General features: G+C 65.5%; 16 protein-coding genes. 6 read left to right on the top strand and 10 right to left on the bottom strand.

What is annotated here, in order from left to right; translation table 11 throughout:
* Window positions 1-39 precede the first annotated feature (39 nt).
* The 3 genes from U1702_RS11020 to gluQRS are packed head-to-tail and all read right to left on the bottom strand — an operon-like array spanning window position 40 to window position 1734.
* Window positions 40-609 (bottom strand): cob(I)yrinic acid a,c-diamide adenosyltransferase, encoded by a 570-nt coding sequence (locus U1702_RS11020; RefSeq protein ID WP_332724348.1) that lies wholly within the window; start codon window positions 607-609, stop codon window positions 40-42.
* Window positions 610-614: 5 nt separating this feature from the next.
* The gene (locus U1702_RS11015) at window positions 615-845 is read right to left on the bottom strand and encodes a twin transmembrane helix small protein (RefSeq protein WP_332724346.1); all 231 of its coding nucleotides are present in this window, start codon (window positions 843-845) and stop codon (window positions 615-617) included.
* Window positions 846-888: 43 nt separating this feature from the next.
* Complete coding sequence (gene gluQRS / locus U1702_RS11010; RefSeq protein WP_332724344.1) at window positions 889-1734, bottom strand: tRNA glutamyl-Q(34) synthetase GluQRS; 846 nt, start codon at window positions 1732-1734, stop codon at window positions 889-891.
* Between the two features lie 99 nt (window positions 1735-1833).
* On the opposite strand from gluQRS, the gene U1702_RS11005 reads away from it, so the two are divergent.
* The 6 genes from U1702_RS11005 (at window position 1834) to U1702_RS10980 (ending at window position 9331) form a co-directional block, all read left to right on the top strand.
* On the top strand, window positions 1834-2400 hold the full coding sequence (locus U1702_RS11005; protein ID WP_332724342.1) for an HNH endonuclease: 567 nt from the start codon (window positions 1834-1836) through the stop codon (window positions 2398-2400).
* A 198-nt stretch (window positions 2401-2598) separates the two neighbouring features.
* Window positions 2599-4188: a serine hydrolase gene (locus U1702_RS11000; protein ID WP_332724340.1), complete on the top strand. Its 1590-nt coding sequence runs from the start codon at window positions 2599-2601 to the stop codon at window positions 4186-4188.
* Window positions 4189-4257: 69 nt separating this feature from the next.
* Window positions 4258-6303 (top strand): S9 family peptidase, encoded by a 2046-nt coding sequence (locus U1702_RS10995; RefSeq protein ID WP_332724338.1) that lies wholly within the window; start codon window positions 4258-4260, stop codon window positions 6301-6303.
* Between the two features lie 84 nt (window positions 6304-6387).
* Window positions 6388-8490 (top strand): transglycosylase domain-containing protein, encoded by a 2103-nt coding sequence (locus U1702_RS10990; RefSeq protein ID WP_332724690.1) that lies wholly within the window; start codon window positions 6388-6390, stop codon window positions 8488-8490.
* Window positions 8490-9029 (top strand): hypothetical protein, encoded by a 540-nt coding sequence (locus tag U1702_RS10985; protein WP_332724336.1) that lies wholly within the window; start codon window positions 8490-8492, stop codon window positions 9027-9029. Before U1702_RS10990 ends, U1702_RS10985 begins: the two co-directional genes overlap by 1 nt.
* Window positions 9030-9109: 80 nt before the next feature.
* Entirely contained in the window at window positions 9110-9331 is a 222-nt protein-coding gene (locus U1702_RS10980) for a hypothetical protein (RefSeq protein ID WP_332724334.1), read from the top strand.
* 5 nt (window positions 9332-9336) lie between these two features.
* Here U1702_RS10980 and U1702_RS10975 read toward each other — a convergent pair whose 3' ends face one another.
* From U1702_RS10975 to U1702_RS10945, 7 genes are all read right to left on the bottom strand, one after another.
* Window positions 9337-10416, bottom strand: coding sequence for a PepSY-associated TM helix domain-containing protein (locus U1702_RS10975; protein WP_332724332.1), 1080 nt, complete (start codon window positions 10414-10416; stop codon window positions 9337-9339).
* A 124-nt stretch (window positions 10417-10540) separates the two neighbouring features.
* Window positions 10541-11245 (bottom strand): SDR family NAD(P)-dependent oxidoreductase, encoded by a 705-nt coding sequence (locus U1702_RS10970; RefSeq protein ID WP_332724688.1) that lies wholly within the window; start codon window positions 11243-11245, stop codon window positions 10541-10543.
* Complete coding sequence (locus U1702_RS10965) at window positions 11242-11910, bottom strand: glutathione S-transferase family protein (RefSeq protein ID WP_332724330.1); 669 nt, start codon at window positions 11908-11910, stop codon at window positions 11242-11244. The genes U1702_RS10970 and U1702_RS10965 overlap by 4 nt, the downstream gene beginning before the upstream one ends.
* Window positions 11911-11973: 63 nt before the next feature.
* Entirely contained in the window at window positions 11974-12240 is a 267-nt protein-coding gene (locus tag U1702_RS10960; protein WP_332724328.1) for a hypothetical protein, read from the bottom strand.
* An 86-nt stretch (window positions 12241-12326) separates the two neighbouring features.
* Window positions 12327-16799, bottom strand: coding sequence for a glutamate synthase large subunit (gltB, locus tag U1702_RS10955; protein ID WP_332724686.1), 4473 nt, complete (start codon window positions 16797-16799; stop codon window positions 12327-12329).
* Window positions 16800-16858: 59 nt separating this feature from the next.
* Window positions 16859-17401 carry a DUF2059 domain-containing protein gene (locus tag U1702_RS10950; protein WP_332724326.1) on the bottom strand — a complete coding sequence of 181 codons (543 nt, stop codon included), beginning with the start codon at window positions 17399-17401 and terminating at the stop codon, window positions 16859-16861.
* Window positions 17398-18852 carry an NAD(P)-dependent oxidoreductase gene (locus U1702_RS10945; protein WP_332724324.1) on the bottom strand — a complete coding sequence of 485 codons (1455 nt, stop codon included), beginning with the start codon at window positions 18850-18852 and terminating at the stop codon, window positions 17398-17400. The genes U1702_RS10950 and U1702_RS10945 overlap by 4 nt, the downstream gene beginning before the upstream one ends.
* Window positions 18853-18902: the final 50 nt, after the last annotated feature.

Genomic DNA, 18902 nt, shown 5'->3' with positions numbered 1-18902 from the left:
TCTCCTAGACCAGAATGCGACGGACGACAAGTCGTTACGTCAGCGATTGGCTCCTGGTTTCCATAAAACGTCTCCGCCCGCCGAAAGGTTCACGCTGCGGCAAAGAACGAAGAGCAAGTCCGACAAGCGGTTAAGATATTGAAGTGCCAGCGGGTTTAGCGAAACCTGGCTGGCCGCGGCGACAGCGCTGCGTTCGGCGCGGCGGACGATCGCGCGGGCGAGGTGGAGTGCGGCGGCGGCGGGGGTGCCGCCGGGGAGGATGAAGCTGCGTAAGGGTGTGAGCGACTCGTTGGCGGCGTCGATCGCGGTTTCGAGGCGGGTGACTTGGGGCGCGACGATGCGCAGGGTCATTTCGCCGGGGGTGAAGTCCTCGCCGGGGGTGGCGAGATCGGCACCGAGATCGAACAGGTCGTTCTGGATCGACTCCAGCAGGTCGGCGGGGTGCGCGCCGCCCAGCGCGGCAATGGCGACGCCGATTGCGCTGTTGGCCTCATCGACATCGCCGATCGCGGCCATGCGGGGGTCGGATTTGGGCAAGCGCGAACCGTCGACCAGCCCGGTGGTGCCGTCGTCGCCGGTGCGGGTGTAGATTTTGGTTAGTTTTACCAACGGCGTTAGCTGCTGCTCGCCATCAGCAACAGGAGCGCGACGATGGCGATGGCGACGCCCTGGAACAGGATGCGCTGCTGCATCATCTTGTTCGATTTGAGCGCGGCCTGGCTGGGGCCGGTGCCGTTTTTCAGGTCTTCCTCGGTCACTTTCAGGAAGGACACGATGCCGCGGACGAGCGCGACGACGGTTGCGATCATGGCGGCGATCAGCAGGAGGATGAGGAAGATTTTCATGGGCGTTTCCTGATAGGGTTCGATGGGTTCCCGTGCGCGGTATTTAGGGATTTTCGGCGCGGATTCCAACCGGCAGTTTGCCGTCGCGCAGCGTGTCGGCGAGGGCGCGGCCGTCGGCCCCGCCTTCACGCAGGGCGGCGAGGGTGGGGGCGTCGTGGCGCTTGGCGAGGCGTTGGCCGTCCGGGCCGGTGAGCAGGGCGTGGTGGTGGTAGCTGGGGGTGGGCAGGTCGAGCAAAGCCTGAAGCAGACGGTGGACGTGCGTGGCGGGCAGCAGGTCTTCGCCGCGCACGATATCGGTGACGTGCTGCGCGGCGTCGTCGAGCGTGACGGCGAGGTGGTACGAGGCGGGGGCGTCCTTGCGCGCGAGGACGACGTCGCTGTGAAGGGCTGGCCGGGCGATGGTGCGGCCGTGGCGGGAGTCGTGGAAGGTGAGCGGGGCATCCCCCGTCGCAACGAGAGCAGCCTTCATATCCAGCCGCCAGCAGTGCGGCTTTGACAGGTCCGGTGCTGGCAGCCCGCGGCACGTGCCGGGGTAGATTGCGCCCTCGGGTCCATGGGGGGCGCTGGTGCTGGCGGCGATGTCGGCGCGGGTGCAGAAGCAGGGGTAAATGAGGTTGCGGGACCGCAGGGTTTCGAGGGCGGCTTCGTAGCGGGGGAGGCGGTCGGACTGGAAGACGATGTCGCCATCCCAGTTCAGGCCGAGCCATTCGAGGTCGCGCAGAATCGTCTCGACATGCTCGGGGCGGCTGCGGGTGCCGTCGATATCCTCGATCCGCAGCAGGAAGCGACCGCCGCGTGCGCGGGCGAAGTCGTGCGCCTGGATTGCGGAGAAAGCGTGGCCCAGATGCAACCGTCCGGTAGGACTTGGCGCGAAACGCGTCACGATCATGTTGTAGGGCCTTGACCGCGAGTCATACCATATGGTGTCATGACGACGTAACGCTTCGTGGCGAGAGGCGGACTGGCTGCAACGGGCACGAGGGGGACCATGTACCATCCCGATCTGATCCGCCATCCTGACGGGTGCCCCGCGCTGGTGCTCAACGCCGATTACACCCCGCTGTCATACTATCCGTTGAGCGTGTGGCCGTGGCAGACCGCGATCAAGGCGGTGTTCCTGGATCGCGTCGACATCGTCAGCCATTATGAGCGCGAGGTGCGCAGCCCGAACGCGGCGATCAAGCTGCCGTCGGTCATCGCGCTGAAGCAATATGTGCGGCCGTCGCAATTCCCGGCGTTCACGCGGTTCAACCTGTTCCTGCGCGACAAGTTCGAGTGCCAATATTGCGGTACCGGGCGCGATTTGACGTTTGATCATGTCATTCCGCGTGCACAGGGCGGGCGGACGACATGGGAGAATGTCGCCACCGCGTGCGCGCCGTGCAATCTGAAAAAGGGTGGGCGCACGCCGAAACAGGCCGCGATGCCGCTGCACGTCGCGCCGATCCGGCCGACCAACTGGCAGCTGCAGGACCATGGGCGGAGCTTTCCGCCGGGGTATTTGCATGAGACGTGGCGGGATTGGCTTTACTGGGACATCGAACTGCTCGCCTGAGGATGGGTCTGAATTCCGCCCAGGCGGGCCTGCAACGCGCGATTTCCTGTGCTCCGGTGCTCACATACTGAAGTACGCTACGCTCCGGTGCTCGCAAATCCCACGTTTCGGCTCCACCTGGACGAAATTCAGACCCATCCTCCCGTCCTCGACAATCGGCGTTTGCAGGTTAGGCTGCGGCTGAAGCGGAGGTTTTCGATGAGCGGGTTTACGGTGGATCGGCGGCGCGCGCTGGCGTTGGGACTGGGCGGGGCGGCGGCATTCAGCCTGCCGGTCTGGGCGCAGGATGCCGCGTCGCCCGATGCCGCGATCGACCGGATTGTTGGGGAATTCATGAAGGCGTTCGAGACGCCGGGGGTCGGTATCGCCGTCGTGCGGAAGGGGGCTGCGCCATTCCTCAAGGGCTATGGCGTGCGGACGCTGGGCAGGGCCGCACTCGTGGACGCGCATACGCGGTTCGGGATCGCGTCCAATTCAAAGGCGTTCACCGCCGCCGCGCTGGCGATGCTGGTCGAGGAGAAGAAGCTGGACTGGGACGATGTGCTGACGAAGCATCTGCCCGATTTCAGGATGGCCGATCCGGCGGTGACGGGGATGTTCACTGTGCGCGATCTGCTGGTGCACCGGTCCGGCCTGCCGCTGGGGGCGGGGGACCTGATGTACTTTCCGCAATCGAGCGCCGATGCGGCACAGGTGATCCGGGCGTTGCAGGTGCTCAAACCCGTCCGCGGGTTCCGGTCGGGCTATGATTACGACAATATCCTCTACATCGTCGCGGGGGTGCTGATCGAGCGGCTGTCGGGGATGTCTTGGCGCGAGTTCATCGCTGCACGGTTGTTGAAACCGCTGGGGATGGTGGACGCGGTGGCGTCGCGTGACTTGCTCAGGACCGAGAACGTCGCGGGGCGGCACGGGCGGATGGGGCCGCCGGTGCGTGGGAGCGGGGCGATGACGGTGATCCAGCCGGACGAGGGCGCGCTGGTCGATGCCGGGGCGGGGATCAACGCCAGCGTGACCGACATCGCCAAATGGCTGGAGGCGCAGTTGGCGCTGGGCGCGCTGCCCGATGGCAAAAGGCTGTGGAGCAAGGAAGCGGCGGCGGAAATGTGGAAGCCGCAGACGATCATGGCGTCGAGCGACGGCGGCACTGACCTGAACCCGGCGCGCCCGGTGATGCAGGGCTATGCGCTGGGATGGATCGTGCAGGATTTCCGGGGCAAGCGGCTTATCAGCCATTCGGGCGGGCTGTCGGGACAGGTGACGCAGACCGCGTTCATCCCCTCCGCCGGGATCGGCGTCGCTGTATTCAGCAACACCGAGGATGCGGTGTCGGGCGGCATCCGCAACGCGCTGCTCGATCATCTGCTGGGGGTGACGCCGGCTTATGACTGGGTCGGCAGCACGGTCGCGCGGACCAAGCTGGCGCGCGATGCCGATGTGGCGGCGATGGCGGCGAGCGAGGCGAAGCCGCCGGAGGGCGGGCCGAGTTTGGCGCTGACGGCCTATGCCGGGCGATACCGGGATGCCTGGTATGGCGACATCATCGTCGCGGTGAAGCGCGGCAAGCTGAACATCGAGTTCGTGCCGACGGCGGCGTTCAAGAGTGTGCTTGAGCCGTGGGGTCCGGATGCGTTCCGCACGCGGTTCGCACCGGGGGCGGGCGAGGATGCGGTGGTCAGTTTCGCCGTGGCGGCGGGCAAGGTGACGGGGGTGAAGATGAAGGCGCTCTCGCCGCTGGCAGACTTCAGCTACGACTTTCATCACCTTGATTTCGTGCGGGTCGAATAGTCCGGGCTGTATTATTGTAACAATACACTTGTCGTGATAGCCTTCCGTTATTCAACGGGAGGCTTCACCATGAAACGATTCGTTATCGCCCTGCTTTCGGGCGCGGTTCTGCTTGGCGCAGGTGCTGCTGTCGCAACGCCGCCGCAAGCGGGGGCCGATACGCTGATCCCGCGCGCGAAGATCTTCGGCAACCCCAGCCGGTCGGGCGGACAGATCAGCCCCGATGGCAAGCATGTCAGCTGGTTGGCCCCGGTCGATGGGGTGATGAACGTGTGGGTCGCGCCGATCGCCAATGTCGGCGCGGCGAAGGCAATCACCAAGGAAACCAAGCGCGGGCTGCAAAGCTATTTCTGGGCACCCGACGGGCAGCACATCATCTATCAGCAGGATGCCGGCGGGAACGAGAATTTCCGCATCCATTCGGTGGCGATCGCAGATGGCAAGGACACCGCGCTGACCCCGGCGGTGGACAAGGTGCGCGCGCAGATTCAGGGCGTGAGCAAGCTGCGTCCCGACGTCGTGCTGGTCGGGCTGAACGACCGCAACCCGCAATTTTTCGACCTGTGGGAGATCAATTACAAGACCGGTGCCAAGAAGCTGGTGCTGGAAAACCCCGGCTATGGCGGCTGGGTGACCGACAATATGCTGAAGCCCCGCTTTGCGATGCAGCAGGTGCCGGGCGGCGGCTCCAAATATTTCCGCGCGGGCGCGGACGGCAAATGGGCCGAAGTGCTGACGGTGGCGAACGAGGACTTCTTCACCACCAGCCCAATCGGCTTCAACCGCGACGGCACGACGCTCTATTGGGTGGACAGTCGCGGGCGCGACAAGGCGGCGTTGGTGAAGATGGACGCGGCCAGCCTGAAGACCGAAGTGATCGCGGGCAGCGAGAAAGCGGATATTCAGGGACTGCTGACCGACCCCGAGACCTATGAGCCGATCGCCTATTCGGTGAACTATCTGAAGAACGAATGGACGCCGCTGAACGCCGAGGCGAAGGGCGATCTCGATTTCCTGAAGTCGAAGCTGCCGGGCGAAGTCTCGATCATGTCGGCGACCGACGACGGGTCGAAAATGATCGTCGCGGCAAGCGCGGCGGAGGCACCGGCGACGGCCTATATCTATGACCGCAAGGCGAAGACGCTGACCAAGCTGTACGAGACGCGGCCGGACCTGTCGGCGTACAAGCTGCAGCCGATGTGGCCGGTGGAAATCCCGACCGGCGACGGCAAGACATTGGTCAGCTATCTGACGCTGCCCGCCGGTTCGGATGCCAACAAGGACGGCAAGCCCGACAAGCCGGTGCCGCTGGTGCTGTTCGTGCATGGCGGCCCATGGGCGCGCGACGCCTATGGCTATAACAGCGCGCATCAGTGGCTGGCTGATCGCGGCTATGCGGTGCTGAGTGTCAATTATCGCGGATCGACCGGCTTCGGGAAGGGCTTCGTCAACGCCGCGATCGGCGAATGGTCGGGCAAGATGCATCAGGATCTGATCGACGCGGTCGACTGGTCGATCAAGGGCGGCGTCACGACCAAGGACAAGGTCGCGATCATGGGCGGCTCCTATGGCGGCTATGCGACATTGGTCGGGCTGACCTTCACGCCGGAGACGTTCGCGTGCGGCGTGGATATCGTCGGGCCGTCGAACCTGAAGACGTTGATGGAGAGCTTCCCGCCCTATTGGCGCCCGATCCTGGAAGGGACGTTCTACAAGCATATCGGCGATCCGGGTAAGCCCGAGGATCTCAAGCGGATGATGGCGCAATCGCCGATCAGCAAGGTCGATGCGATCACCAAGCCGCTGCTGATCGGACAGGGCGGCAACGATCCGCGCGTGGTGAAGGCGGAGAGCGACCAGATCGTGGCAGCCATGAAGGCGCGCAAGCTGCCGGTGACCTACATCAACTATCCGGACGAGGGGCACGGGTTCGTGCGGCCGGAAAATCGCCTCAGCTTCTTTGGCATCAGCGAAGGATTCCTGGCGAAGTGCCTGGGCGGCAAGGCGCAGCCGATCGGCGGCGACCTGACGGGATCGAGTCTGCAGGTGCTGGAGGGCGGGGCTTATGTGCCGGGCCTGATGGAGGCATCGGCGGCGAAACCTGCGGCCAAATGACGCGAGCGCCCGCCGCTTCGCATCGCGCGCGGCGGCGGGCGCTTGAACCCGCTGTTCTAATGGGGTAATACAGTGACTGGCCCCATGCGTTACGACACATTGTACCCCGAGATCGCGGACGCGCGCGCAACCGCTGGCCCGATCCATCCGAACGGCGGCCCGAATGGCGGTGGCCTGCCGCCGGGTGGCTATACGAGCAATTTGCCGGTCGCCTATCGCCGTCGCCGCTGGCGGTGGTTCGGGCGGATATTGGCCACACTGATCCTGTTGTTTCTGGCGGCGGTCGCGTGGCTGGTCTTTACAGCACCCCTGTCCAAATCGCTGGAGCCGCCCGTGCCGCCGTCGGTGACGTTGCTGTCGGCCGAGGGTGATCCGATCGCCAAGACCGGCGCGGTGGTGGGCAAGCCCGTGGATGCAGCGGCGCTGCCGGTGCATGTCGTCGACGCGTTCGTCGCGGTCGAGGATCGCCGTTTTCGGTCGCACTGGGGCGTCGATCCGCGCGGTATCCTGCGCGCCTTCGTCAATAACGTCTTCACCAGCGGCAGCTCGCAGGGCGGCAGCACGATCACGCAGCAGCTGGCGAAGAACGCCTTTCTCGATTCCAGGCGAACATTCGGGCGGAAGTTTCAGGAGGTGCTGATCGCCTTCTGGCTGGAGGCGTGGCTGACCAAGGACGAGATCCTGTCGCGCTATCTGTCCAACGTCTATTTCGGCGACAATCAATATGGGCTGGACGCGGCGGCGCGGCATTATTTCAGCCGTCCGGCGGTGGAACTGACGACCGGACAGGCGGCGATGCTGGCGGGACTGGTCAAGGCCCCGTCGCGGCTGGCCCCGTCGTCGAATTTGAAGGGCGCACAGGAGCGGCAGGCGGTGGTGATCGGCACGATGGTCGATGCCGGGTTGCTGACCGAGGCCGAGGCGGCGGATATTTCGCCCGCGCGGTTGCGGCTGGCGCGGAGCAAGGCTTTGCCGACCGGCACTTACTTCGCCGACTGGGTACTGCCCGCCGCGCGCGACAATGATGGCGAGATCGCGACCGAACAGACGGTCACGACGACGCTGGAGACGAAGATGCAGCGCGCCGCCGAACGCGCGGTGCGCAATGCGGGTTTACGCAAATCGCAGATCGCGATCGTCGCAATGCGGCCCGACGGGCGCGTGATTGCGATGGTCGGCGGCAAGAATTATGGGCAATCGCCGTTCAATCGCGCGACTCAGGCGCGGCGGCAGCCGGGATCGACGTTCAAGCTGTTCGTTTATCTGGCGGCGTTGCGCAGCGGCATGACGCCGGACTCGATGGTGCTCGACGAGCCGGTGACGATCGGCGACTGGTCGCCGAAGAACAGCGACGGGCGTTACTTGGGCGAGATCACGTTGCGGCAGGCGTTCGCGCGGTCGAGCAATGTCGCGGCGGCGCGGCTAATCAAGGATGTCGGGCCGGCGGCGGTGATCCGCGCGGCACGCGACCTTGGCATCACCACGCCGATCGACAGCGAGGCGTCGATCGCGTTGGGCACCTCCTCCGTCTCGCTGCTGGAACTGACCGCCGCCTATGCCGCGATCGCCAATGGCGAGGCACCGGTCCAGCCGCGCGGCCTGTCGCAATCGGACGAGCCGGGCTGGCTGGCGCGCTTTTCCAATTTGCGACGGCCATTGGGGCGACGCGAGCTGGAGGGGATGCGCGAATTGCTGGCGGCTTCGGTGAGCGAAGGCACCGGGCGCGGCGCGGCTTTGTCGGTTGAGACGTTCGGCAAGACCGGCACGACGCAGGACAATCGCGATGCGCTGTTCATGGGCTATGCCGACGGGATCGTCACCGGCGTGTGGATGGGCAATGACGACAACACGCCCAATCCGGGCCTTGCCGGGGGGGGGGCACCCGCACGGGTGTGGCGCGATTTCATGGGTCAGGCGCTGGGCGTGAGCGCGCGACCGAAGCCGGTGGCGGCCGATGTGGACAATGCGTCCGACCTGTTGATCGACGATGGCGAGAATTTCATCGATGCGCCAATCGAGCTGGAGGGGTCGTTCGGCGGTGAGGGTGTCGGCGTGCGGCTGAACCGCGACGGCAGCATCGAGATGACGCAACCCAAGGATCAGTCGGGCGATGAAGCGGTCGAGGAGCCACCGGTCGAACGCGAGCGGCGACGGCGCGAGCCGGTCCCGGCGGATGAGGAGTTTTGATGGTGCACGCGATGTTGATCGGACTGACGGCCGTGGCCGCGATGGTCCAGACGCCCGAAACGCTGGCCCCCGGCACCGTCGCGGTCGAGCCGATGGCGGCTGATGGTGCGCCGGCGGCGGTGCGGCAGATCTTCGCCGAGGCGGTCGAGCGAGCGCTGTCCGACGCGCGTTTCATGGCGCTCCCGGCGACCAGCCGCAGCCGTTACGTCGCGCGGATCAAGCTGACCCGTACCGCGCGCGGCGCGGTGACGTCGGATGAGAAGGAGCCGCGCGCAGCGGGCGGGGTCGGCAATTGGGGGGCCGCGGTCGGGGTTACCCTGCCGTCGGACAAGCGCCAGTTGCGCGGCCTGATCGTCACCGAGCTGGAAGTCGAGATCGTGCGGCGTGACGGCACGGGTCCGGCGTGGCGCGGCCGTGCCTTGACCGCGCAGGCCGAGGGCACACGCGCGGATGCGCCAGCGGTGCTCGCCCCGAAGCTGGCGGCTGCGGCGATCCGGGGCTTTCCGGCGCAGCAGACCGAGGCGGCGTCGATCCCCTAATTTCAATTTCGCGTCGCAGCCGTAACGAATGCGTCGATCACGGCCTTTGCTCGTTGTGCGGGTGAAAGGTCCATTTTACGATGGCTGAGAACCGGATTGTCGCAGTGGGCTTGCTAAGCCAACGAGACCTCGACTTGTTGGGGGCCGGGTTTTCGCGTCATTTCCCGGTGTCGAACGACGAAATTTTTGATGATTTGTTGCGGCAACTGGATCAGGTGGAACTGGAACCGCTGGGCAAATCGGTGGTGATGCGCACGCAAGCGGAACGGCCGAAAATGAACGTCGATTACAAGGCGCGATAATCGAGTCAGACTGCCGCTTTCCGTCGCCGGTTCCACAGGATCAGGCCGATGATCGTCATCGTTGCCAGCCACAGACCCACCAGCAGCACGAGGAAGCGTCCGATCGGTCCCGCAATCTCGCCGGTGTGGATGGGGTAGGGCAGCGCCATGAATTTATAGGCGGCGCTGGCCTGTTGCAGCGGGAATGCGCCGCGCGTTGTGCCATCGTTGCCATCGATCAGAACGAGGCTGCCGCCATAGCCGTTTTCGCGGAAATACTCGCCGGGCTGATTGACCCATAATTTCCAGGTGGCGTCCTCCGCCGTCGGCATGGGGCCACCGACGAAGCGGCTGCCGGGGATTGCGGCTTCGGCGGCGCGGGCGGCGGCGGCGAAACCGATATTCTCACCTGCTGGCGCGACCGCGGCCAGCTTGATCGGGGGGGCGCCGATCGGTCCCTCGATGCTGTGCTCGAAGAAAATCACCGTTGCGGCGGCGACCACGACGAAGGTGGGTATCACGCCGACCAGACCGATCGCGCGATACCAAGCCTCTAGCCGGTCGCCGGTCGCGCGGCGCGGCTTGAGGGCCTCGCCCCAGCGCTCGCGGCGCGGCCATAATGTGTAAATACCGTGGATCAGGTTGCCGAGCAGCAACAGGCTGGTGATCGTCAAGATCCACTCGCCGGTCTTGCCCGCGCTTAGCGTCAGATGGATTTCGCGCACCCGTTCGAGGAAGGGGAGGTCGCCCTCGCTGGTGTCGAGCAGCACGGTGCCGTCGCCCGCGATGCGCGCATCGCGTTTGCCGCCGTCAGGGGCGGTATAGTTGAGGAAGAAGCGGTCCTGCCGCCCCGCCGTGCTCCAGATCCAGTTGATCTTGGCTTTGCCGCCCGCGCCGGCAAGATCGTCCATGCGCTGTTCGATCGCGGCGAAGTCCTTGGGCTTGTCGACCGAGGACAGCAGCGTGTCGTTCAACTCGAAATAATAGGCGAGCAGAATGCCGGTGACGGCCTGAACCAGCCAAATCAGCGCGGCGACGACGCCAAGCCAGCGGAGAGCTTTTACCGCGATCCCGGTGCGCTGCGTCGTCTCGGTTGAATCCGGCATGTGGCTGTCCCCCGCCTGAACCATGGATGGTACAATGATGTTGCGGGCCGAGGGGCGCGACAACGGGGCGATTTGGGTCAGCGGGTGGTGAAGCGGGTAAAACCGAATTGCGAGCGATTATCGGTCAGGCCGGGATTTCGACGCCGTCCCACGCGAAGACCTTGCCGCTGTCGGACGGTTTCAGCCCCTCGATCACGTCGAGCAGTTGCACGGCGGCGCGGTCGGGGGCGAACAGTTGGCCGGGGGCGATCGTGCCGCGATGCGGTTCGGATAGCGGGGTCCCGACGGTGCCGGGGTGGAGACCGACGACGATGCTACGGTCGTTGCGGCGGCGCGCGTCGATCGCAAAATTGCGGATCAGCATGTTGAGCGCGGCCTTCGACGCGCGATAGCCGTGCCAGCCGCCGAGGCTATTGTCGGCGATGCTGCCGACACGGGCGGAGAGGGCGGCGAAGACCGGGGTGCCCTCGCGCGGGAGCAGTGGCAGAAAGTGTTTGGCGACCAGCGCAGGGCCGATCGTGTTGACCGCGAACACGCGAGCGAGCCAGTCGGGGTCGAGGTCGCGCAGGGATTTTTCGGGGCCGCGTTCGCCTTCGCCAAGGATGCCGGTGGCGACGAGGATCAGCGATGGCGGCGGGCCGTCGGCGACTTGGGACGCGGCGGCGGCGATGCTGGCTTCATCGGTCAGGTCGAGGTGCGCGCCTCCCGATAGCGAGCGACCGAAGCGCCAGACTTTCGCATGGCTTTCCTCTTCCTCCAGCGCGTCCGCAAAGGCCGCGCCGATGCCGCCGGTCGCGCCGATGACGACTGCGCTGTGCTTGCTGCTCAGAGGTCGAGCTTCTCGTAGTCGGCGGGCGGGTTGATGCTCTCCATCCGCTCGGCCAGCAGCGGGCGGAAGCTGGGGCGGCTCTTCATGCCGACATACCAGCGCTTGGCCTGCTCATGGCTCTTCCAGTCGATCCCGCCGAGATAGTCGGCGACGCTGATCTGCGCGGCGGCGGCAAGGTCGGCAAGGCTCATCGTCGCACCACCCAGCCAGGTGCGGTGGTCGAGCAGGAAATCGATATAGTCGAGATGCGCGACGGCGGCCTTCATCGCTTCGCGCAACGCGGTCGAATCCGGGGTGGCGCGATGGACGAGACGCTTGAGCATGCGTTCGTGGAGCAGCGGCCCGGTGATCTCACGAAAGAACTGGACGTCGAACCACGCGACCAAACGGCGGATTTCGGCGCGGTCGGCGGCGGTGCCGTTGAGCAGGGCGGCCTTGCTGACCGTTTCCTCGAAAAATTCGCAGATGGCGACGGAGTCGATCAGCACCACACCGCGATCATCGGCCATCACCGGGGTTTGCCCGGCGGGGTTCATGTCGAGAAATTCGTCGCGCCGCGCCCAAGGCGATTCGCGCACGGGTTCATAACCGACGCCTTTCTCGCCAAGCACGAGCCGGACTTTGCGGGAGAAGGGGCAGAGGGGGAATTGATAGAGTTGCCACATGCCTCCCGCATAGGCGCGGGGGGCGGGGGAGGGAAGCGGCGAGGGCATCGCTGTTACATTTCTCTAACGAGAGCAGCCTTCTCCTTTGAAATACCACATCATCGCGCCTGCCTTATTGCGGGTGCCGGACAACCGGACGCGATCTCCCGGCTTGAGTGCTGGAAGGCACTCGATCGCCCGTCCAAGCGTCAACGGCGTGCCGTTGTTCAACCGCAGTCGTACCGTCGCGTAAACTTTGCTTCGGCCATTTCTGCCTTGCAGCCCAGGTGCTTGCGAGACCACTGTGGCTTCTTCGCTCGCCATGACGGCCCGATCGGCGGGGAGCGCCATCCAAGCAAGCCAGCTGAACCCGGCAACTATGGCCAAGCAGATGAGTATGGCCACGATGTCGGCGCGCGACAATCGTAGCCAGAGGCTCACTCCGCCGCCTCCAGCTCCACGCTGTCGTCCAGCCGTTGCGGTAACCGCGTCAGCATTTCCTTTGGCACGACCTGCCAGAAATGGCCGCGGATGCGTTCCCAGTCTTCCAGCAGGCCGCCGGACCATTTGCTGTCGGTCGCGTCATGATGATCGCTGACGAGGTTCCTGAGCACCGCTTCCCAATGCATCGACGATAGGCGTTGCCACACGATGTTTTCGGGGTTGGCGTTGGCGGCGAAGCTGCCGTCGGCGTCGTAGATGAACGCCATGCCGCCGGTCATGCCCGCGCCGAAATTGGTGCCGGTCTTACCCAGCACCACGGCGACGCCGCCGGTCATATATTCGCAGCCATTCGCGCCGCAGCCCTCGACCACCACGTGCGCACCCGAATTGCGGACGGCGAAGCGTTCGCCCGCCTGACCCGCCGCGAACAGGCGGCCCGAGGTCGCGCCATACAGGACGGTGTTGCCGATGATCGTATTGTCTTGGGATGCGAGCGGAGAACTGACCAGCGGCCGCACGATGATGGTGCCGCCCGACAGCCCCTTGCCGACATAGTCGTTGGAATCGCCGAACACTTCCAGCGTCACGCCCTTGCACAGGAACGCGCCAAGCGACTGGCCGGCGCTGCCGCGCAGGCGAACCTGGACATGGCCGTCGGCGAGCTTCGACATGCCGAAGATGCGGGTGATTTCCGCCGACAGCCGGGTGCCGACCGCGCGGTGCGTGTTGCGGACGTTATAGGCGAGTTGCATCTTCTCTCCACGCTCGAACACCGCATTTGCATCGGCGATGATCTGGGCGTCGAGGCTGTCGGGGACGGCGTTGCGCCAGGTGGGCAGCGAAAAGCGGCGCTCGTTCTCGTCGGCATCGACCTTGGCCAGGATCGGGTTGAGGTCGAGATCGTCGAGATGCTCGGCACCCCGGCTGACCTGACGCAGCAGCTCGGTGCGGCCGATCAGCTCGTCGAGCGACCGGACGCCCAGCTTGGCGAGGATTTCACGGACTTCCTCGGCGATGAAGGTCATCAAATTGATGACCTTTTCCGGGGTGCCGGTGAATTTCTGACGCAGGCGTTCGTCCTGCGTGCAGACGCCGACGGGGCAGGTGTTGCTGTGGCACTGACGCACCATGATGCAGCCCATTGCGACGAGGCTGAGCGTGCCGATGCCGAACTCCTCCGCGCCCAGGATTGCGGCGATGACGATGTCGCGCCCGGTCTTCAGCCCGCCATCGGTGCGCAGCTTTACGCGACCACGCAGCCCGTTGAGGGTGAGCGTCTGGTTGACCTCGCTCAACCCCATTTCCCACGGGGTTCCAGCGTACTTCACGCTGGTCTGCGGCGATGCGCCGGTGCCGCCGACATGGCCCGCGACGAGGATGACGTCGGCATGCGCCTTCGCTACGCCCGCAGCCACAGTGCCGATGCCTGCGCTACTCACGAGTTTCACGCAGACGCGAGCGCGCGGGTTGATCTGTTTCAGGTCATAGATGAGCTGCGCCAGATCCTCGATCGAATAGATGTCGTGGTGCGGCGGCGGCGAGATCAGCATCACGCCGGGGGTGGCGTGGCGCAGTTTGGCGATGAACTCGGTGACCTTGAAGCCGGGCAGCTGGCCGCCTTCGCCGGGCTTTGCGCCCTGTGCGACCTTGATCTCGACTTCCTCGCACGCGCCCAGATATTCGGCGGTGACGCCGAAGCGTCCGCTGGCGATCTGCTTGATCGAGGAGTTGGCGTTGTCACCATTGGCATAGGGTTTGTAACGCAGCGAATCCTCGCCGCCTTCGCCCGACACGGCCTTGGCACCGATGCGGTTCATGGCGATGGCGAGCGTTTCATGCGCTTCCTGGCTGAGCGCGCCGAGCGACATGCCGGGGGTGACGAAACGCTTGCGGATTTCGGTGATCGCCTCGACCTGATCGACCGCGACGCCCTCATCCGGGAAGTTGAATTCGAGCAGATCGCGTAAGTAAACCGGCGGCAGGTCGCGCACGCCGCGCGCGAATTGCAGATAGGTGGAATAGCTGTCGGTGCCGACGGCGGTCTGCAGCAGGTGCATCAGTTGCGCCGAATAGGCGTGGGTTTCGCCGCCGTGGCGCTGGCGGTAGAAGCCGCCGATCGGGAGCGTGGCGACCGAGGCGTCGAACGCGGCATCGTGGCGAAGCTTGGCGTTCAGGTGGAGCGAGGCATAGCCCTCGCCCGAAATCTTGGTCGGCATGCCGGGGAAGAAATCGTTCACCAGCGCGCGGCTGAGCCCGACGGATTCAAAGTTGTAGCCGCCGCGATAGGAGGAGATCACGGCGATCCCCATTTTCGAGATGATCTTGAGCAGCCCCTCGTCGATCGCCTTGCGGTGGTTGTTCAGGCATTGCTCGAACGACAGATCGCCGAACAGGCCGCGCGAATGGCGGTCGGCGATCGACGCCTCGGCCAGATAGGCGTTCACGGTCGTCGCGCCCACGCCGATCAGCACGGCGTAATAATGCGTGTCGAGGCATTCGGCGGTGCGGATGTTGACGCTGGCATAGCTGCGCAGCCCCTTGCGCACGAGATGCGTGTGGACCGCCGCCGCCGCCAGTACCCCGGCGATGGCGACGCGTTCGGGGCCGAGATGCTCGTCGGTCAGAAACAATTCGGTGCAGCCCGCGCGCACGGCCTGTTCGGCCTTGAACCGGATATCGGCGATCGCCGCGCGCAGCGTCTCCGGTCCGCCACCGGCGGGGAAGGTGCAGTCGATTTCCGCCGCCTGGTCGGCGAAATGCGCGCGCAGCCGGGTCCAGTCGCCATTGGTCAGCATCGGGCTTTCGAGCACCAGCACGCGGTTCGCGGTCGCACCGGTGTCGAGGATGTTGGCGAGATTGCCGAAGCGCGTCTTGAGCGACATCACATGGCGTTCGCGCAGACTGTCGATCGGCGGGTTGGTCACCTGGCTGAAATTCTGGCGGAAGAACTGACTGATCAGGCGCGGCTTGTCGCTGATGACCGCGAGCGGGGTGTCGTCGCCCATCGAGCCGATCGCCTCCTTGGCGGTTTCGACCATGGGGGAGAGGATCAGCTCCATATCCTCCAGCGTCTGCCCGGCGGCGACCTGACGGCGGGTGAGTTCGGCGCGATCGTAGCGCGGCCCGGCATCGGTAACGGGGGCGAGGTCGTCGAGGCCGATGAACTCGCCGATCATCGACGCGTAATCATATTCCCCGGCGATACGGTCCTTGACCGCGCCGTCCTCATAGAAAATGCCTTCTTCCAGATCGACCGCGATCATCTGGCCCGGCCCCAGCCGCCCCTTGGCGACGATGCTCGATTCGGGGAGCTGAACCATGCCGGTTTCGGAGCCCACGACCAGCAGGCCATCCGACGTGCGGGTATAGCGCAGTGGACGCAGCGCGTTGCGATCGACGCCCGCGACAGCCCAGCGGCCATCGGTCATCGCCAGTGCTGCGGGGCCGTCCCACGGCTCCATCACGCTTGCGAGGTACTTGTACATCGCCAGATGCTTGTCGGGCATCGCGTCGATCGCCTGCCACGCCTCCGGCACCAGCATCAGCTTGGCAGTGGGGGCGTCGCGGCCCGAGCGACAGATCGCCTCGAACACCGCATCCAGCGCCGCCGTGTCCGACGCGCCCGCCGGGATCACCGGCTTGATGTCCTCCGAATGCTCGCCGAACGCGGTCGCCGCCATCTTGATCTCGTGGCTGAGCATCCAGTTCTTGTTGCCGCGGATCGTGTTGATCTCGCCATTGTGGGCGAGGCAGCGGAACGGTTGCGCCAGCCACCATTGCGGGAATGTGTTGGTCGAATAACGCTGATGAAAGATCGCAACGCGGCTGACGAAGCGTTCGTCCTTCAGGTCGGGGTAGAATTCGGACAGCGATTCCGCGAGAAACAGGCCCTTGTAGATGACCGAACGGCACGACAGCGAGCACACATAGAAGCCGCTGATCTGCGCGGCGATGATGCGCTTTTCGATGCGGCGGCGGACGAGATACAGGTTCTTCTCGAACTCGGCGGCGCTGGCATCCTCGGGCAGCGGTCCGGCGATCATGATCTGCTCGATCTCCGGACGCGTCGCCTGTGCCTTTTGCCCGATGACGGAGACATCGACCGGTACCTGACGCCAGCCATAGATGGTGTAACCCGCCTCGATGATCGCGCTTTCGACGATCGTGCGGCACGCCTCCTGCGCGCCGAGATCGGTTCGGGGCAGGAAGATCATGCCGACCGCGAGGCGGTTGGGCAGCACGCGATGGCCGGACGCGAGGACGGCGTCGTCGAAGAAGCGTAGCGGCAGGTCCACGTGCAGGCCAGCGCCGTCGCCGGTCTTGCCGTCTGCATCGACCGCGCCGCGATGCCACACGGCCTTCAGCGCATCGATCGCCGACTGCACGACGCGGCGCGAGGGCTGGCCATCGATCGCCGCGACCATGCCGACACCGCACGCGTCGGATTCGAATTCGGGGCGGTACATGCCCTCGACAGCCAAACGCTCACGCTGGTCAGCGTAGGGGGCGGGTACGATTTCTGGCGTCACTTCTTCGTCTCCGCGTCGAGTTCGCTCTTGGCGCGTTCCAGTGCCTTGGGGGTGGCGACCATGCCGACTTCGAGTCCGATGCGCTGGCCGACCTGACCCAATTTGGTCTGGAGACCGGCGGTCTCGGCGATGAACTTCGCCCCCGTACCCTGGCTGAAGAAGGCGGCGAGCTGATCGAGTTCGGCGGCGGTGAACACGCCGGCATATTCGCGGGCATATTCGCGCTTCATGCGCGGCGTCTGGGCACGCATGGCGGACAGATATTCCTCCGCCAGGATCGCTTCCATGCGCTGTTTGCGGGCATAGTCGCCCTTGACCAGCTCCTCGAAGAACGGGCGGCTGGCCTGTCCCGCCTCAAGCTGTGCCATCGCGTTTTTGGCCATCATCGGAGCCATCATGGCGAACATCTGATCGAACTGCTGGCCGACGCCCATTGCCTCGACCAGTCGTTCGGCAGCGGCGATCGCGGCGGGATCGCCCTGCGCGAAAGCGGGGGCGGCGAGCGCGAGCGACGCGGCGGCGATGGCGGCGCGGATCATGCCGCTTCCCGCGCCTTGGCTGCAGGGGCGGTCGCCTGTGCCTTCAGCCAGTTGTGCATGCGTTCGCTGACATCGCGGCCGTCGCGGATCGCTTGGACCACCAGGCTCGCGCCCTTGACGATGTCGCCCGCTGCGAACACGCCGTCGAGGTTGGACATCATCGTGCGCGCGTCGGTGCGGATCGTGCCCCAGCGGGTGACGCCCAGCTGCGGCTCGGCGAACAGGGCGGGCAAGTCCTCGGCATCGAAGCCCAGCGCCTTGATGACCAGATCGGCGGGGACGTCGAAGCCTGCACCCGGATCGGGTTCGGGTGCGCGTCGGCCAGAGGCGTCGGGGGCGCCGAGACGCATGCCGGTGGCCTTGACGCTGGTCACCGTGTCGCCGCCCTCGAATGCTTCGGGGGCGGAGAGCCAGACGAACTCGACGCCTTCCTCCTCGGCATTCTTGGTCTCGCGCTGTGACCCCGGCATGTTGGCACGGTCGCGGCGGTAGAGACACTTTACCGATGCCGCGCCTTGGCGCATTGCGGTGCGGACGCAATCCATCGCGGTATCGCCGCCGCCGATGACGACGACATGCTTGCCTTCGGCATTCAGCGAGCCGTCGTCATAGGCGGGGACGGCGTCGCCAAAGCCCTTGCGGTTGGACGCGATCAGGTAATCGAGCGCCTCGACCACGCCGTTCGCACCCACGCCGGGTGCGCGGATCGCGCGAGCCTTGTAAACCCCGGTGGCGATCAGGATCGCGTCGTGGCGCTGGCGGAGCTCGGCTAGTGTGGCGTCGCGTCCGACCTCGAACCCGTTGTGAAAGACGATACCGCCGTCTGCCAGCCGATCGGTGCGGCGGGTGACGACGTCCTTCTCCAGTTTGAAGCCGGGGATGCCGTAAGTGAGCAGGCCGCCGGGCCGGTCGTGGCGGTCGTAGATATGGGCCTCATACCCCAGCACGCGCAGATATTCAGCGGCGGTAAGGCCCGCCGGACCCGCGCCGATCACGCCGACCGACTGGCCGCGCGCGCGACCGGGGACGAGCGGTTCGACCCAGCCATTTTCCCAGGCCGTGTCGGTGATAAACTTCTCGACCGACCCGATGGTGACCGTGCCGTGGCCGGATGCCTCGATGACGCAATTGCCCTCGCACAGCCGGTCCTGCGGACAGATGCGGCCGCAAATTTCGGGCATGGTCGAGGTCGCATTGCTCAGCTCATAGGCCTCACGCAGACGCCCCTCGGCGGTCAGGCGCAGCCAGTCCGGGATGTGGTTGTGCAGCGGGCAATGGACCGAGCAATAGGGGACGCCGCATTGCGAGCAGCGTCCGGCCTGTTCCTCCGCAGTGGGCGGCGCATAGCGTTCCGCGATCTCGCGGAAATCCTCTGCGCGTAGCTGGGGGTCGCGCTTGAGCGGGAACGCCTGCGCACGATCGACGAATTGGAGCATGACCTCTTTTGCCATGCGGCGCGGTTGGCAGATTTTGCGAGGCGAGTCACGCGGAAAACACGATA

It is taken from the genome of Sphingomonas sp. LT1P40 (assembly GCF_036663835.1).
GTDB lineage: Bacteria > Pseudomonadota > Alphaproteobacteria > Sphingomonadales > Sphingomonadaceae > Sphingomonas.
Note: the sequence above shows the minus strand (reverse complement) of the source record. Positions and strands in the feature narration are given on the sequence as shown.

What these genes read in the sequence shown, in the direction of transcription:
- U1702_RS10975 (WP_332724332.1), bottom strand. Translation starts at nt 10,416, where the DNA reads ATGCCGGATTCAACCGAGACGACGCAGCGCACCGGGATCGCGGTAAAA.
- U1702_RS10945 (WP_332724324.1), bottom strand. Translation starts at nt 18,852, where the DNA reads ATGGCAAAAGAGGTCATGCTCCAATTCGTCGATCGTGCGCAGGCGTTC.
- U1702_RS11005 (WP_332724342.1), top strand. Translation starts at nt 1,834, where the DNA reads ATGTACCATCCCGATCTGATCCGCCATCCTGACGGGTGCCCCGCGCTG.
- U1702_RS10965 (WP_332724330.1), bottom strand. Translation starts at nt 11,910, where the DNA reads ATGTGGCAACTCTATCAATTCCCCCTCTGCCCCTTCTCCCGCAAAGTC.
- U1702_RS10950 (WP_332724326.1), bottom strand. Translation starts at nt 17,401, where the DNA reads ATGATCCGCGCCGCCATCGCCGCCGCGTCGCTCGCGCTCGCCGCCCCC.
- gluQRS (WP_332724344.1), bottom strand. Translation starts at nt 1,734, where the DNA reads ATGATCGTGACGCGTTTCGCGCCAAGTCCTACCGGACGGTTGCATCTG.
- gltB (WP_332724686.1), bottom strand. Translation starts at nt 16,799, where the DNA reads ATGTACCGCCCCGAATTCGAATCCGACGCGTGCGGTGTCGGCATGGTC.
- U1702_RS10960 (WP_332724328.1), bottom strand. Translation starts at nt 12,240, where the DNA reads ATGGCGCTCCCCGCCGATCGGGCCGTCATGGCGAGCGAAGAAGCCACA.
- U1702_RS10980 (WP_332724334.1), top strand. Translation starts at nt 9,110, where the DNA reads ATGGCTGAGAACCGGATTGTCGCAGTGGGCTTGCTAAGCCAACGAGAC.
- U1702_RS11015 (WP_332724346.1), bottom strand. Translation starts at nt 845, where the DNA reads ATGAAAATCTTCCTCATCCTCCTGCTGATCGCCGCCATGATCGCAACC.
- U1702_RS11000 (WP_332724340.1), top strand. Translation starts at nt 2,599, where the DNA reads ATGAGCGGGTTTACGGTGGATCGGCGGCGCGCGCTGGCGTTGGGACTG.
- U1702_RS10995 (WP_332724338.1), top strand. Translation starts at nt 4,258, where the DNA reads ATGAAACGATTCGTTATCGCCCTGCTTTCGGGCGCGGTTCTGCTTGGC.
- U1702_RS10990 (WP_332724690.1), top strand. Translation starts at nt 6,388, where the DNA reads ATGCGTTACGACACATTGTACCCCGAGATCGCGGACGCGCGCGCAACC.
- U1702_RS10985 (WP_332724336.1), top strand. Translation starts at nt 8,490, where the DNA reads ATGGTGCACGCGATGTTGATCGGACTGACGGCCGTGGCCGCGATGGTC.